Origin of the sequence: Serratia liquefaciens ATCC 27592 (assembly GCF_000422085.1) — a bacterium.
Lineage (GTDB): Bacteria > Pseudomonadota > Gammaproteobacteria > Enterobacterales > Enterobacteriaceae > Serratia > Serratia liquefaciens.
The window spans coordinates 3,543,841-3,559,641 of sequence record NC_021741.1; the positions used below are offsets into that span (position 1 = coordinate 3,543,841).

Annotated in this window: 12 protein-coding genes; 2 read left to right on the forward strand and 10 right to left on the reverse strand. The window is 55.1% G+C overall.

The window, feature by feature from the left end:
- Window positions 1–7: 7 nt before the first annotated feature.
- The 8 genes from nuoH to lrhA all read right to left on the reverse strand — a co-directional run bounded on the left by nuoH (window position 8) and on the right by lrhA (window position 10,384).
- Window positions 8–985: an NADH-quinone oxidoreductase subunit NuoH gene (gene nuoH / locus M495_RS16630; protein ID WP_020827844.1), complete on the reverse strand. Its 978-nt coding sequence runs from the start codon at window positions 983–985 to the stop codon at window positions 8–10.
- On the reverse strand, window positions 982–3,720 hold the full coding sequence (gene nuoG, locus M495_RS16635; protein ID WP_041415534.1) for an NADH-quinone oxidoreductase subunit NuoG: 2,739 nt from the start codon (window positions 3,718–3,720) through the stop codon (window positions 982–984). Before nuoG ends, nuoH begins: the two co-directional genes overlap by 4 nt.
- Before the next feature lie 79 nt (window positions 3,721–3,799).
- Entirely contained in the window at window positions 3,800–5,152 is a 1,353-nt protein-coding gene (nuoF, locus tag M495_RS16640; protein ID WP_020827846.1) for an NADH-quinone oxidoreductase subunit NuoF, read from the reverse strand.
- Window positions 5,149–5,700, reverse strand: a complete 552-nt coding sequence (gene nuoE / locus M495_RS16645; RefSeq protein WP_020827847.1) for an NADH-quinone oxidoreductase subunit NuoE — start codon at window positions 5,698–5,700, stop codon at window positions 5,149–5,151. The genes nuoF and nuoE overlap by 4 nt, the downstream gene beginning before the upstream one ends.
- Window positions 5,701–5,702: 2 nt before the next feature.
- Window positions 5,703–7,499 carry an NADH-quinone oxidoreductase subunit C/D gene (nuoC, locus tag M495_RS16650; protein WP_020827848.1) on the reverse strand — a complete coding sequence of 599 codons (1,797 nt, stop codon included), beginning with the start codon at window positions 7,497–7,499 and terminating at the stop codon, window positions 5,703–5,705.
- Between the two features lie 96 nt (window positions 7,500–7,595).
- Window positions 7,596–8,270 carry a NuoB/complex I 20 kDa subunit family protein gene (locus M495_RS16655; protein ID WP_012146021.1) on the reverse strand — a complete coding sequence of 225 codons (675 nt, stop codon included), beginning with the start codon at window positions 8,268–8,270 and terminating at the stop codon, window positions 7,596–7,598.
- A 23-nt stretch (window positions 8,271–8,293) separates the two neighbouring features.
- Complete coding sequence (locus M495_RS16660) at window positions 8,294–8,731, reverse strand: NADH-quinone oxidoreductase subunit A (protein WP_020827849.1); 438 nt, start codon at window positions 8,729–8,731, stop codon at window positions 8,294–8,296.
- 711 nt (window positions 8,732–9,442) lie between these two features.
- Entirely contained in the window at window positions 9,443–10,384 is a 942-nt protein-coding gene (gene lrhA / locus M495_RS16665; protein ID WP_041414784.1) for a transcriptional regulator LrhA, read from the reverse strand.
- An 859-nt stretch (window positions 10,385–11,243) separates the two neighbouring features.
- On the opposite strand from lrhA, the gene M495_RS16670 reads away from it, so the two are divergent.
- Together M495_RS16670 and yfbR are read left to right on the forward strand one after the other, a co-directional pair.
- Entirely contained in the window at window positions 11,244–12,458 is a 1,215-nt protein-coding gene (locus M495_RS16670; RefSeq protein WP_020827851.1) for a pyridoxal phosphate-dependent aminotransferase, read from the forward strand.
- 117 nt (window positions 12,459–12,575) lie between these two features.
- Window positions 12,576–13,175, forward strand: coding sequence for a 5'-deoxynucleotidase (yfbR, locus tag M495_RS16675; RefSeq protein WP_020827852.1), 600 nt, complete (start codon window positions 12,576–12,578; stop codon window positions 13,173–13,175).
- A 26-nt stretch (window positions 13,176–13,201) separates the two neighbouring features.
- Here the strand turns inward: yfbR and M495_RS16680 are convergent, their stop codons facing one another.
- Window positions 13,202–15,034 (reverse strand): SLC13 family permease, encoded by a 1,833-nt coding sequence (locus M495_RS16680; protein ID WP_020827853.1) that lies wholly within the window; start codon window positions 15,032–15,034, stop codon window positions 13,202–13,204.
- Window positions 15,035–15,131: 97 nt separating this feature from the next.
- A complete protein-coding gene (locus M495_RS16685; RefSeq protein ID WP_020827854.1) occupies window positions 15,132–15,788 on the reverse strand; it encodes a sugar phosphatase in 657 nt (218 codons plus the stop codon).
- Window positions 15,789–15,801: the final 13 nt, after the last annotated feature.

Consider the following 15,801-nt stretch of genomic DNA (forward strand, 5'->3'; position numbering starts at 1 on the left):
TCACCCCTTATTGAGCGTTGTACAAAATGACTGCGGCAGTTGCCAGCAGGTTCAGCAGCGTCAGCGGCAGACACACTTTCCAGCCGAAGGCCATTACCTGGTCATAGCGCGGACGTGGCAGAGCAGCACGAATCAGAATGAACATCATCATGAAGAAAGCCGTTTTCAGCGCGAACCAGATGAATGGCGGCAGGAATGGACCCTGCCAGCCACCGAAGAACAACGTCACAATCAGGGCAGAAACGGTGACGATACCGATGTACTCACCCACGAAGAACAGACCGAACTTCATGCCGGAGTATTCAATGTGGTAACCGTCAGCCAGTTCCTGCTCGGCTTCCGGTTGGTCAAACGGGTGACGGTGACACACCGCAACGCCGGCAATCGCAAAGGTCACGAAACCGAAGAATTGCGGGATGACGTTCCACAGATGCGCCTGAGATTCAACAATGGTCTGCATGTTGAAGGAGTCCGCCTGCGCCACCACACCCATCAGCGACAGGCCGATGAACACTTCGTAGCTCAGGGTTTGCGCAGAAGCACGCATCGCCCCCAACAGCGAGTATTTGTTGTTGCTCGACCAGCCGGCAAACAGCACGGCGTATACCGCCAGGCCGGCCATCATCAGGAAGAACAAAATACCGATGTTGAGGTCGGACACCGCCCAGGTCGGACTGACCGGGACGATGGCAAATGCCAGCAACAGGGAAGTGAAGGCGATCATCGGCGCCAGGGTGAAGATCACCCGGTCGGAGAATTTCGGAACCCAGTCTTCCTTGAAGAACATTTTGATCATGTCGGCGACCAGCTGCAACGAACCGCCCCAGCCGACACGGTTTGGTCCGTAACGGTTCTGGAACAGGCCGAGCAGGCGACGTTCGCCGAAGCTCATGAAAGCACCGCAGGTGACGACGACCAGCAGGATCACTACCGCTTTAAGCACGGAGATCAGAATGTCGATCACCTCAGGGGTAAACCAGCTCATCGTGTTGCCTCCCGCAGATTTTCAACCGTCGCACCCACCAATACCGGCGGGATCCCTGGCAAGCCGAGCGGTAAGCCCACCTGGCCCTGGGTCAGCGTTTCACTCAGGCGCACCGGCAGACGCAGCGTCTGGCCCGCACAGCTGAACTCCACCAGCGCACCGGCATTCACGCCAAGCGTAGCGGCATCCGCCGGGTTCACCATCACGTAGGCCTCTGGCATACGCTGCTGGATCACGCCGGAACGCTGTGACATTTCATCACTGCCGAACAGGTGGTAATAAGGCGCGACACGCCAGCCTTGCTCATGATCAAAGGCGGCAGGCACCTGGGTGAAGTAATCCAGCTTGCCCTCCCCTGCTTCGATCAGACGCACGCCCGGATCGCCATGACGCAGCTTGCCGCCCACTTCGGCCTGGAACTTGTTCCATGCCTGCGGTGAGTTCCAACCTGGTGCCCAGGCGAATGGGATCTGCTGACGATCGGCCAGCGGGCTGTTGTTCCCTTCCATCGAGAAGGCGAACATGGTGTCTTTATCCTGCGGCTGACGCGGCTCGTGCACGCTGATGTTGGCGCGCATGGCCGTACGACCACTGGAACGATGTGGCGAACGTGCCAATTTTTGACCGCGAATGCGGAAACTTGCGTCCGGTGCCGCGTCCACAATGCCCTGCAGCTGCGGCAACGCGGTAACACAGGCTTCGATAACGTGATCGAGCTGCGTCCAGTCCACGTGACGGCTGGTATAGGTGGAATGCAGCGAGTGCATCCAACGCCAGCTTTCCAGCATTACGGTGTAAACGTCTTTTTTCGCGTCGTCGTAGTAGGCCGGATCGTAAACCTGGAAGAAACGCTGTGCGCGGCCCTCCTGGTTGACCAGGGTACCGTCGCTTTCTGCAAAACTGGCCGCCGACAGGATCAGGTTGGCCCGATCCATGATCGCGGTGCGCTGATGATCAACCACGATCAGGTTGCTGACCTTGGCCAACGCGGCGTCCACCTTTGCCGCCTGCGCATGCCGGTAGAGATCGTTTTCCATCACGATAGCGGTGTCTGCTTCGCCGTTTTCCAACTGCGACAGCGCTTGATCGAGCGAACCACCGCCAATCATCGACAAACCGATGCTGTTGGCCGCGCTGGCCACGAAGGTGATACCCACATCAGAGCCGCGATCCTTCAGCGCTTTGGCGATGTTGGCCGCCGCTTCGATGATGGCTTCGCTGCCGGCGTTGCTACCGGTGACGATCAGCGGTTTACGTGCGTCGGTCAGCGCCTGCACGATGATATCGACTTTCTTGTTCAGGCCATCAGCCAAATCGTTGACCGCCGGTGCCGCATTATCCAGCCCGTGGGCGATGGCGAAGCCGAGACGCGCTTGCTCATCCACCGGTGCACGGTAGTTCCACGCAGCGATGTCGTCCAGACGGGTGTTGTCCACGTTGGTGACGAACAGTGGGTACTTGGCATGCTGGCCAATGTTTTGTATCGCGGCAATCTGCCAGTCGGCAACGCGCTGGGCTGCCGCCATGGCGCGAGCCTTGCCCTTCACCGCCTGACGTACCGACAAAGCAATACGTGCGCCGGTCTGGGTCAGATCTTCACCCAGCACCAATACCGCGTCGTAGCCTTCAATTTCGCGCAGCGCAGGCGTGTGAACGCCGCTGTTTTGCAGCACGTTCAGCATCAGGTTCAGACGACCCTGTTCCGCCTGTGAAATACCGGTGTAGAAATTCTCGGCACCGACCAGTTCACGCAGTGCGAAGTTGCTTTCCAGACTGGCGCGGGGTGAGCCGATACCGATGGTTTTCTTCGCCTGACGCAGGATGTCCGCCGCGCCCTGCATAGCCTGTTCGGCGTTCAGGGTGATCCAGTCGTTGCCGCGCAGCTGCTGTGGCTGACGTGGACGATCTTTCTGGTTCACGTAGCCATAACCGAAGCGGCCGCGGTCGCACAGGAAGTAGTGGTTCACGCTGCCGTTATAGCGGTTTTCGATGCGACGCAATTCACCATAGCGCTCGCCCGGGCTGGTGTTACAGCCGATGCTGCACTGCTGGCAAATGCTTGGCGCAAACTGCATGTCCCACTTACGGTTATAACGCTCGGAGTGGGTTTTGTCGGTGAACACGCCGGTCGGGCATACTTCTACCAGGTTGCCGGAGAACTCGCTTTCCAGCGTGCCGCTCTCAACACGACCGAAGTAGACGTTATCGTGCGCGCCGTACACACCGAAGTCGGTGCCGTCCGCATAATCCTTGTAATAGCGCACACAACGGTAGCAGGCGATGCAGCGGTTCATCTCATGCGAGATAAACGGCCCCAGTTCCTGGTTATTGTGGGTACGCTTACTGAAGCGGTATTTACGGAAGCTGTGGCCGGTCATTACTGTCATATCCTGCAGGTGACAGTTACCGCCTTCTTCACATACCGGACAGTCGTGCGGGTGGTTGGTCATCAACCACTCAACCACGCTTTCACGGAACTGTTTGGCTTCGGCATCGTCGATGGAAATAAAGGTTCCATCGGATGCCGGTGTCATACAAGACATCACCAAACGGCCACGCGTATCTTCCGCGTTTTGGTATTGCTTTACCGCACATTGGCGGCAAGCGCCGACGCTTCCCAGCGCCGGATGCCAGCAAAAGTAAGGAATATCGAGGCCGAGAGAGAGACAAGCCTGCAACAGGTTGTCAGCTCCATCTACGTCGTATTCTTTGCCGTCTACATGAATCGTAGCCATAGTCAGCATGCTTCCAAGTGGCCTGCCTTGCGGCAGGCGTTAATCAAAAATTCTGGCCGTGTCGTCGGGGCGAGTCGGCTTACCAGCGTTGCTTCAGCAGGTTGTTCGGCTGAATGCCGCCAATCGCATGCGCGTTACTGAAATGCTTCACGGCGATGCCCGCTTCGAACTCTTCACGGAAATATTTAATTGCGCTTTGCAGTGGCTCTACGGCACCTGGCGCGTGGGCGCAGAAGGTTTTGCCCGGGCCGAGGGAACGGCACAGCTGCTCGAGGGTTTCGATATCCCCCGGCTGCCCTTGGCCATTTTCCAACGCACGCAGGATCTTCACGCTCCACGGCAGGCCGTCACGGCATGGCGTACACCAACCGCAGGACTCGCGAGCGAAGAACTCTTCCAGGTTGCGCACCAACGGAACCATACCGATTTCGTGGTCCACCGCCATCGCCAGCGCGGTGCCAAGACGGCTGCCGGCTTTACCGATGTTCTCGAAGTCCATCGGCAGATCGAGATGATCGGCAGTCAGGAAGTCGGTCCCTGCACCACCTGGCTGCCAGGCTTTGAAACGCAGTCCGTCACGCATGCCACCGGCGTAATCTTCCAGAATTTCACGTGCGGTGGTACCAAACGGCAGCTCCCAAACGCCTGGGTTTTTCACCCGGCCGGAGAAGCCCATTAGTTTGGTCCCGGCGTCGTTACTTTTGCCGGCGGAGATCCCCTTGTACCAGTCAATGCCGTTCGCCAGAATGGCCGGCACGTTACACAGGGTTTCTACGTTGTTAACGCAGGTCGGTTTGCCCCATACGCCGGAGGAAGCCGGGAATGGTGGCTTGGAGCGCGGGTTGGCGCGGCGGCCTTCCAGCGAGTTAATCAGCGCGGTTTCTTCGCCGCAGATGTAGCGACCGGCACCGGTATGAACAATCAGCTCGAAGTCGAAACCGCTGCCCATGATGTTCTTGCCCAGATACCCGGCTTCGGTAGCCTCGGCAATCGCACGGCGCAAATGCACCGCCGCTTCGATGTACTCACCGCGCAGGAAGATATAGCCGCGGTAAGCCTTCAGCGCGAAAGCCGAGATCAGCATGCCTTCCACCAACAGGTGCGGCATCTGTTCCATCAGCAAGCGGTCTTTGTAGGTGCCCGGCTCCATTTCATCGGCGTTACACAACAGGTAACGGATGTTCATGGATTCGTCTTTCGGCATCAGGCTCCACTTCAGACCGGTGGAGAAACCTGCGCCGCCGCGGCCTTTCAACCCGGCGTCTTTCACCAGGTTGACGATCTCGTCCGGAGCCAGGCCTTTAATGGCCTTTTCGGCGCCCGCATAGCCGTTTTTGCTGCGGTATTCATCCAGCCAGACCGGCTGTTTGTCATCGCGCAGTCGCCAGGTCAGCGGGTGCATTTCGGGAGTGCGTACAATGTCTTTAATCATTGATACTGCTCCAGTAGCGTCTCGATATCTTCAGGCTTCAGCTGACTGTGAGTGTCCTCATCAATCATCATGGTCGGCCCTTTATCGCAGTTGCCCAGACAGCAGGTTGGCAGCAGAGTGAAGCGACCATCAAAGGTGGTTTGACCCGGTTTGATGCTCAGCTTCTTCTCGATGGCGGCCTGAATGCCCTGGTAACCGGTGATGTGACAAACAACGCTGTCACAATAACGGATCACGTGACGTCCTACTGGCTGACGGAAAATCTGGCTGTAGAACGTGGCCACGCCTTCTACGTCGCTGGCAGGAATGCCCAGCACTTCCGCGATGGCATAAATCGCACCGTCCGGAACCCAGCCGCGCTGCTTCTGCACAATTTTCAGTGCTTCGATTGAGGCGGCGCGTGGATCCTCGTAATGGTGCTTTTCGTGCTCGATCGCATCACGTTCTTCCGCGCTCAGCTCAAATGCATCAACGCCGCTCTGAGGAGCGGACGCATTGATGGGTTCAAGCGCTTCGTTATTCGCGTGATTGTCTTTTTGATCATGCATAGTTAGCGGTCCACATCTGACATTACAAAATCGATACTACCCAGATAGACGATCAGGTCGGAGACCAGGCTGCCACGGATTACCGCTGGGATTTGCTGCAGGTGCGCGAAGCTTGGCGTACGTACCCGGGTGCGGTAGCTCATGGTGCTGCCGTCGCTGGTCAGGTAGTAGCTGTTGATCCCTTTGGTGGCTTCAATCATCTGGAATGATTCGTTGGCTGGCATCACCGGGCCCCAGGAAACCTGCAGGAAGTGGGTGATCAGCGTTTCAATGTGCTGCAGCGTACGCTCTTTCGGCGGCGGCGTGGTCAGCGGGTGATCGGCCTTGAACGGGCCTTCCGGCATGTTGTTCAGGCACTGCTCAAGGATGCGCAGACTCTGGCGCAGCTCTTCTACCTTCAGCATCACGCGGGTGTAGCAGTCGCTGTTGCCGTCGCCGACCGGGATTTCGAAGTCGAAATTCTCATAGCCGGAATACGGACGCCATTTGCGCACGTCGAACTCGATACCGGTGGCGCGCAGGCCGGCGCCGGTCACGCCCCACTCCAATGCCTCTTTGGCATTGTAGGATGCAACACCCACGGAACGGCCTTTCAGGATGCTGTTCTTCAGCGCAGCCTTGACGTAGGAATCCAGGCGTTTTGGCATCCACTCCAGGAATTCACGCAGCAGACGATCCCAACCGCGCGGCAGATCGTGTGCAACACCGCCAATACGGAACCAGGCCGGGTGCATACGGAAACCGGTGATCGCTTCCACCAGATCGTAGATTTTCTGACGGTCGGTAAAGGCGAAGAACACCGGGGTCATGGCGCCGACGTCTTGAATGAACGTACTGATGTACAGCAGGTGGCTGTTGATGCGGAACAGTTCGGACAGCATTACGCGGATAGTGTCAACGCGCTCCGGCACCTTGATACCGGCCAGCTTTTCAACCGCCAACACGTAAGGCATTTCGTTCACGCAGCCGCCGAGGTACTCGATACGGTCGGTGTACGGAATGTAGCTGTGCCAGGACTGACGCTCGCCCATTTTCTCGGCGCCACGGTGGTGGTAACCGATATCCGGAACGCAGTCGACGATCTCTTCGCCATCCAGTTGCAGAATGATACGGAATGCACCGTGCGCAGATGGGTGGTTCGGGCCAAGGTTGAGGAACATGAAGTCCTCGTTCTCGGTGCCACGCTTCATGCCCCAGTCTTCCGGCTTGAAGGTCAGCGCTTCCATTTCCAGATCTTCTTTCTGTTTGGTCAACACAAAGGGATCGAACTCGGTGGCGCGCGCCGGGTAATCCTTACGCAGCGGGTGGCCTTCCCAGGTTTGCGGCATCATGATGCGCGTCAGGTGCGGGTGGCCGTCGAAGGTAATACCGAACATTTCCCAGGTTTCACGCTCATACCAGTTGGCGTTAGGGAAAACCTTGGTTGCTGTGGGCACGTGCAGGTCTTTTTCAGACAGCGCCACTTTCAGCATGATATCGCGGTTGCGTTCGATAGAAATCAGATGGTAGAAAACAGAAAAATCCGCGGCCGGCAAACCGTCGCGGTGGGTGCGAAGACGCTCGTCCACGCCATGCAGATCGAACAGCATGACGTAAGGCTTCGGCTGTTTTCTCAAAAACGTCATTACTTCCAGTAACTGGTCAGGCTTGACCCATACCACGGGCATTCCGGTACGGGAGGGCTGAACAGTGAAGGCTTCCGGCCCAAAACGGTTGCGCAGTTCGCCAATCACCGGATCGTCGAGGTGATCTCGGGTCTGCCAGGCCGGCAAGGCGTCGTGCGTCGTTGAATCTGTCATAATTTTTTTTCACCACACTAAAGGGTTATTTCGCCGCAAGTTCACTTTTCGCTGTGTTAACCAATAGCGCACTAAGATGGACGTTAAATGAACGTCTTAAATCTCGTCAGGCGTCCGAAGGTTGGTCACCGCGATACGCTCGCCGTGTTTACGCTCTCTTTCAGACTGCATATTGGCGCGGTAAACGCCCTGATCGCCAACAACCCAGGACAGCGGACGGCGTTCTTTACCGATCGATTCCTGCAGCAGCATCAGCGCCTGCATGTAAGCCTCTGGACGCGGTGGACAACCCGGGATATACACATCGACCGGCAAGAATTTGTCCACGCCCTGCACGACGGAATAGATATCGTACATGCCGCCGGAGTTGGCACAGGCACCCATGGAGATCACCCACTTAGGCTCCAGCATCTGTTCGTACAGGCGCTGAATAACCGGGGCCATCTTGGTAAAGCAGGTACCGGCTACGACCATCAGGTCAGCCTGACGCGGCGAAGCACGCAATACTTCGGCACCAAAACGAGCCACGTCGTGAACGGCGGTAAACGACGTCACCATCTCCACGTAACAGCACGAAAGGCCAAAGTTATAGGGCCAAATAGAGTTTTTACGCCCCCAGTTCACCATGTCATGCAATGCATGTTCGAGTTTACCCATGTAAACCGTGCGGTGAACCTGTTGATCCAGGGGATCGGCGACGACCTCCTGTTTTTGCAGGGGGTAACGGTCGTTCTCACCGTTCGGGTCTATGCGGGTGAGCGTATAGTCCATCTTAATGCCTCGTTTTTTACCGACTACTGCGGATGACTGTTGGTGTTAGTGATCGTGCCTGGTTTACTCAGACGTTTGGAACGCGACGGTGTCCAGTCCAATGCGCCGATACGCACCAGATAAAACAGACCGGCCAATAGCACCAAAATGAAAATGGCGGCTTCGATGAAGCCAACCCAACCGCTCTCGCGAATGGAGACCGACCAGGCGTACAGGTACAAGGCTTCAACATCGAAAATAACGAAGAACATGGCGACCAGGTAGAACTTGGCGGACAGACGCATACGCGCCGTGCCGACAGAGTCGATGCCTGATTCAAACGGGGTATGTTTGGCACGCGCACGGGCTCTCCCACCCAGGAAGAACGCGCCCAGCAGCATTAAACCGCAAAGCCCGATAGCCACGACAAAAAATACGGCGAACGCCCAGTGATGAGCGATAACTTCAGTGGTTGTTGACATACTCTATGCTTACTCATCAAAAGTGGCGTCGATCGCTCTGCTCTTGTATCTGGCAGTTAGTGCACCACATCGATTTAAGGGAAGGATAAATAAACCACACAAACAAACTGCTTTTACAGCGAGTTAGGCAGCGTTTTACTGTGGGCTTTTTACTCCTTTCTATAACCTTTTGTCAACTTTGACAAAAGTATCTACACACTAGTTTACATACGTATCATTTAATTAACATTTGATGCGCCTGGCTTAGGCTAAATCGTGTCAGTTAATTGCCGTGTAGAAACAGATAGATATAAACCAACATGCACATTTCAGTTTTACTATACCATTGTCTCAGGAATCTCCTGTTCTTCCACTCACTACCTAGGGGTATTTTTTTGATCCAGGACACGTTTTCAGCATAAAACCTCAAAAAAAGTGTGGCCCTTTAATAAATTTTGTCAATTCTGGCGGTAAAAATTGCCGTGACACGCTATCAAAATAACCCTATTTATTCCAGGCCTTTAGCAGCGAAATTAATCGTTCAAAAAAACAGCGAAAGTCATTTTTTTCGTCTGATAACCGTTCTCATTACCCAGCAAAACTTAAATAAATACCTACTTCGATATCTGAATCAAACGAACTCGACATAAATAAAACTTTTACCGAATTTTGGCCAAAAAAAACCTCCGCCGAAGCAGAGGTTTTATCATCCCGTTTTAACGCGTTTCGGCGTTATTCTTCATCATCAACCAAACAAGCATCATCTTGCAACGATGCCCCAGGTCCGTTGAAGCTGTAGTTGTCATTGCCATTCTGCATAGCGCTGAAAATCGCCATAGCCAGCTCGTTACCGCACTGGGAGTCTTTGCACAGGCTATATTGAGTATCAGGAAGTGCTGGCAACCCTTCCGCTGTGCCAAGCACTCGCAGATCCGGACTCATCATTTCGATAGGACGAACGGTAATACCCAGACCGGCCTTGCAGGCAGCGCGAACGGCGGAAAGCGTCGAAGCCACATAGGCGATCCGCCATGGGATCCCAGCGTCGTCCAGGTGTTTGATCGCCATCGCGCGGAACGGACTTGGATCGTCCATCACCACCAACGGGATCGGCTCACCGGCCTGGAAATAGTAATCCGCCGCGCAATACCACAGGGTTGGCGAAGTACGCAGCACAATGTGCGGACGATCGGCTGTCGCTGCCGCTAGAGTGGTAATCGCCAGATCAACTTCACCGTTTTCCAACATGTCGATCATGAACGAGCTCGGCTTTACCCGAACGTCAATCGCCAGTTTTGGATACACCGACGTGACGCGGTTTAGCAGGAAAGGCAGGATGGTATCGGCGGTATCGTCGGAAGCGCCAATAGTCAGAACACCCTTTATATTGTTATACATCAATGAAGTACAAGCTTCGTCGTTGAAACGCAGGATTTTCCTGGCGTAACCGAGAAGCTGAATACCGTGTTCGGTCAGTAATTTGTTGCGCCCATGACGGGCAAACAACTCTTTGCCAACCAGCTGCTCTAACCGCTGCATTTGTTGGCTGACGGCTGATTGAGTACGACAAACGGCGACTGCCGCCGCCGCAAAGGTATTCAAATCAGCAACAGCTACAAAGGTTCTTAGCAGATCGAGGTCGAGATTGAGTATCGGACGATTTGCAGTTGTCATAGTGTTTTCTTCACTTTTTGAATTCTAATTTACAAACTACCCTGGTGTGTTTCTAAGACATCGTTTAAAGGGCGATGTCAGACATGACAGTACCCCACTCATTAGTGGAGGGCAAAAAAATTACTTTTATTTCGTTACCTCTATCGCCTTTTAAAATGTGATCTATCGTAAATGCTTATCGAATGCCGTACTTTATAAGTGGTGAAAGTGTTTGATTTTGACCGGGCTAAATATTTTACTCATTCAACGCGTGAGATTTCCACACCAATCGTGCTGCACAACCCCCGCATCCAGACTGGCCTCAGCGTCATTTTATATACTGAAAAGTAAGTAGCTCGCAGCGTAACGTTCGGTTCATTTTTTCACGACTTTAATAAATTCAACCAGTAACATTTTATGCGTGAATAAATCTCTAATAACTACTTAAACGCTGCTTAAGATAGAAACTGAAATATGGCTAATGTAATTCATTGTTGTCTTTCAGTGTGGATCGCCGATTGCCATCCCGCTATCAGACTACTCCGGCATTATCATTTCTTTACATTTTAACTTCTTTAATCTCTGGCACCGCTTAACAGTTCTCCAAGTTTCCTTTCTCACACGGCGTGAGTGTGGGTAATTATGACTGTACGCCACCCGACAAGCAGAACAAAAAACCAAATAAATAAAAAATAGCAATATTAAAAACCACAAAAACACTTTAACATTGCTTATCTCACTTGGGTTCCTGCGTTCCCCCCTGCGTTTGCACCAAAGGCGTGCATGGCCCTTCAAAAGCGCCCGCGCCAGGAGTACATTGGGCAGGTTGCGGTGTTCCACGGTAGGAACGCCCCCATCCCAGCAAAAGGCTCAACTTTTTATGTCCCCCATTGAGAAATCCAGCAAACTGGACAACGTCTGCTATGACATTCGTGGCCCGGTGCTCAAAGAAGCTAAACGTCTTGAAGAAGAAGGCAACAAAGTCCTTAAACTGAACATTGGCAACCCTGCCCCTTTCGGTTTCGATGCTCCTGATGAAATCCTGGTCGACGTGATCCGCAATTTGCCCACGGCGCAAGGCTATTCTGATTCCAAAGGGCTCTTCTCGGCGCGCAAAGCGATTATGCAGCACTACCAGGCCCGCAACATACGCGACGTGACCGTTGAGGATATCTACATTGGCAACGGGGTTTCCGAGCTGATCGTGCAATCCATGCAGGCGTTGCTCAATAGCGGCGACGAAATGCTGGTGCCGGCGCCGGATTACCCACTGTGGACCGCGGCAGTTTCGCTGTCCGGCGGTAAAGCCGTGCATTATCTGTGCGATGAGCAAGCCGGCTGGTTCCCGGATCTGGATGACATCATCAGCAAGATCACTCCACGCACCCGCGGCATCGTGATCATCAACCCGAACAACCCCACCGGTGCGGTGTACAGCAAGGCCTTGCTGGAGCAGATCGTCGAGATCGCCCGTCAGCACAACCTGATCATCTTCTCCGATGAGATTTACGACAAAATTCTGTATGACGAAGCCGAACACCATTCGATCGCCGCGCTGGCACCGGACCTGCTGACCGTCACCTTTAACGGATTGTCCAAAACTTACCGTGTGGCGGGTTTCCGTCAGGGTTGGATGGTGCTGAACGGGCCGAAAAAACACGCCAAAGGCTATATCGAAGGCCTGGAAATGCTGGCGTCGATGCGTCTGTGCGCTAACGTACCGATGCAGCACGCTATTCAAACCGCACTGGGCGGTTACCAAAGCATCAGCGAATTTATTCAACCCGGCGGCCGTCTGTATGAACAGCGTAATCGCACCTGGGAACTGTTGAACGAAATCCCGGGGGTTTCCTGCGTGAAACCTCAGGGCGCGCTGTATATGTTCCCACGCATCGATGCCAAACGTTTTAATATTCACGACGATCAGAAATTGGTGCTGGATCTGCTGCTGCAGGAAAAAGTGCTGCTGGTGCAGGGCAGCGCCTTCAACTGGCCGTACCCGGATCATGTGCGCATCGTTACGCTGCCGCGCGTAGATGAACTGGAAATGGCGGTCGGCAAACTGGGCCGCTTCCTGGAAGGCTATCGTCAATAGTCATGATGGGCGCAGCCTGCTGCGCCCTTCTCCCCCATCACCGCACTGCCTGAGTTGCATAACCCGCCATCACTGCTCACAATGGAACCCTCACTTGCCGTTGTATAAGAGAGCACCATGAGCCAGAGCCACTTTTTTGCCCATCTGTCACGTTTGAAACTGATTAACCGCTGGCCGCTGATGCGCAATGTACGTACCGAGAACGTTTCCGAGCACAGCCTGCAGGTGGCATTTGTCGCCCATGCGCTGGCGGTGATCAAGAACCGGAAGTTCAATGGCAACCTGAGTGCCGAGCGTGTCGCCCTGCTGGCGATGTACCACGATGCCAGTGAAGTGATCACCGGCGATATGCCGACGCCGATCAAATACTACAATCCGCAGATCGCCCACGAGTACAAGAAGATCGAAAAGATCGCCCAGCAGAAACTGCTGGATATGATCCCGGCCGAATTGCGCAACGATTTCCGCTCGATTCTCGACGAGCACTATTACACCGAAGACGAAAAGTTGGTGGTGAAGCAGGCCGATGCGCTGTGCGCCTACCTGAAGTGTCTGGAGGAGCTGTCTGCCGGCAATAACGAATTCAAGCTGGCGAAGGCGCGATTGGACAAGACCTTGCAGCAGCGCAGCAGCCCGGAAATGGACTATTTCATGAACGTGTTTATTCCCAGCTTTAGCCTGTCGCTGGACGAAATCAGCCTCGACTCCTCTCTGTAAATCTTATGGCGCAGCACGCTGCGCCGTTAAAAAGCATACAGCCAGGGCACGATAACCACGCTAACCAGCATCACCAACAGCGTGAACGGCACGCCCATACGCACAAAATCACCGAACTTATAGTTCCCTGGCCCCAACACCAACGTGTTCACCGGTGAAGAAACCGGTGTCATAAAGGCCGCCGAAGCGGCAATGGCGATAATCATGGCAAACGGGTACGGTGACACCCCCATTTCGCGGGCGGCGGCAATGGCGATCGGCGCCATCAACACCGCGGTTGCCGTATTGGAGATAAACAACCCAATAGTGGCGCACAGAACAAACAGGCACACCAGCATCACCCTTGGCCCGGCACCGCCGGCAACGTCCATTAACCCGCGTACGATCAAATCCACCCCGCCAGTCTTCTGCAATGCCTGAGCAAAGGGCATCATGCCGACAATCAAAATAATGCTCGGCCAGTGGATCGATTTGTAGGCACTTTCCATGTCGATACAGCGGAACTTACCCATCAGCAGGCAGGCAATCAATGCGGCGATCGGATTGGGGATCTCGTCGGTCAGCATCATCGCCACCATCAATGCCAGACAGAATAATGCGTGCGGCGCCTGGGTGATGGCTGGTGCAACCTCGTCGACCTCGGCGGGCAGATTGAGCACGATAAAATCGTGGGTTTTCGCCTGCAGCTGGCGAATTGCCTTCCAGTCGCCAATCACCAACAGAATGTCACCCAACGCCAGGGGCTCATCCACCAGCTTGCCCGCCAGGGTTTCGCCATTACGGCGGATCCCCACCACGTTCAGATCGTAACGGCTGCGAAAGGCAGATTCGCGCAGGCTTTTTCCCAACAGCGTCGAGTCAGGAATCAACGACACTTCCGCCATACCGACGTTGCGCGACTGCTCGGAAAAATAGTCGCCGCGCAGAACCATAGGTTCCAGTTGCTGCTCACTGCAAAATTCCCGTAAATCGACCTGGCTGTCCGACATGTCGAGCAGCAGCACATCGCCTTCGCGCAGCTCGGTACTGCCGGATGCGCTGACCATTACCCGCCGAAAGCGCTTCCAGCGTTCAATGCCCACCACATTGGCGCCGTAGCGAGCACGCAGGTGCAGCTCGTCCAGCGAATGTCCCACCAGCGGCGAACCGCTGCGCAGCGCCAGCCGACGCGCCCGGCCGGTCAGCTTGTAGTCACGGATCAAATCGCGGAAAGTGCGTCGCTGCCAGGTTTCGCGCGCCTTATCGCCGTCTTCATTACCCAGCCAACGGCGAGCCACCAGCATATAGCCCACGCCCAACACCAGCACCGCTAGGCCTACCGGCGTCACGCCGAAGAAGCCAAAACCGCTGATGCCTTCGCGCACCAGCTCGCTGTTTACCACCATGTTCGGCGGGGTCGCCACCAGGGTCATCATGCCGCTGATCAGGCCGGCAAAGCTCAGCGGCATCATCAACCTTCCCGGGGCGATTTTCATTCGCGCCGCCACGCTGAGCACTACCGGGATAAAAATTGCCACCACGCCGGTCGAGCTCATGAATGCCCCCAGGCCGGCGACGGTGACCATCAGCAACATCAGCATTTTGGTTTCGCTACTGCCGGCGACCTTCACCAGCCAGTCTCCCACCTGATAAGCCACCCCGGTACGCACCAGCCCTTCACCAATCACGAACAGCGCAGCAATCAGGATCACGTTGGGATCGCTGAACCCGACCGTGGCCTCCGGCAGGGTCAGGGTACCGCTCAGCACAAAGGCGATGATCACCAGCAACGCCACTACGTCCATACGCAGTTTATTGGTGGTAAACAACACAATGGCAATCAACAGTAAACTCAGCACCCACAGTAATTCGCTGTTCAAAACGGCCTCACCCGGCAGAGATATCCAAGGGCTTAAAAATTAGCATAAAAAAACCCCGCGGGTGCGGGGTCTAATCAATTTGGGTGAAGATAACGCGTTACGCCACCAGGTTAATCGCGGCGCCCTGCTCCGTTTTGCTCACGGCGATCTGCTCAAGCGATGACAGCAGCAGATCGACCTGATCCAACTTTGGCGCATCGGCTGGAGCATTGACGGCAATCACCTGGCAGCCTGCGGCCAACCCGGAAAGAATGCCGGCAGCGGCGTCTTCCACCACCACACAATCTTGCGGTGCCAACCCCAGGCGCTCAGCCCCCAACAGGTACGCATCCGGCTGCGGCTTGCCCTTTTTCACCTGCTCGGCAGTAATGAAAACCTCCGGCTGTGGTAGGCCACCGGCGTTCCGCCGAGCGGTAGCTACCGGGATCGAGCCGGAAGTGACGATCGCCCAGGGAATGTCGAGTTGATTCAAGCGCGCCAGCAAGGCAGCGGCGCCGGGCAGTGCGGTAACGCCCTCGGTGTCCTGCGCTTCCACCTGTTCCAGCAGCAGAAACTCCTGCTGGATCGCCGCCTCGCTTTCATCCGGCATAAAATGACGCAACGAGGTAATGGCCTGTTTACCGTGAATAAAATCCAGCACGTCCTGCGGATCAACGCCGCGGCGTTTGGCCCAGTTAACCCAGGCGCGCTCTACCGCAGGCAATGAATCCACCAACGTCCCATCAAGATCGAACAGAAAACCCTTACACTCCACAGGAAACCTCTTT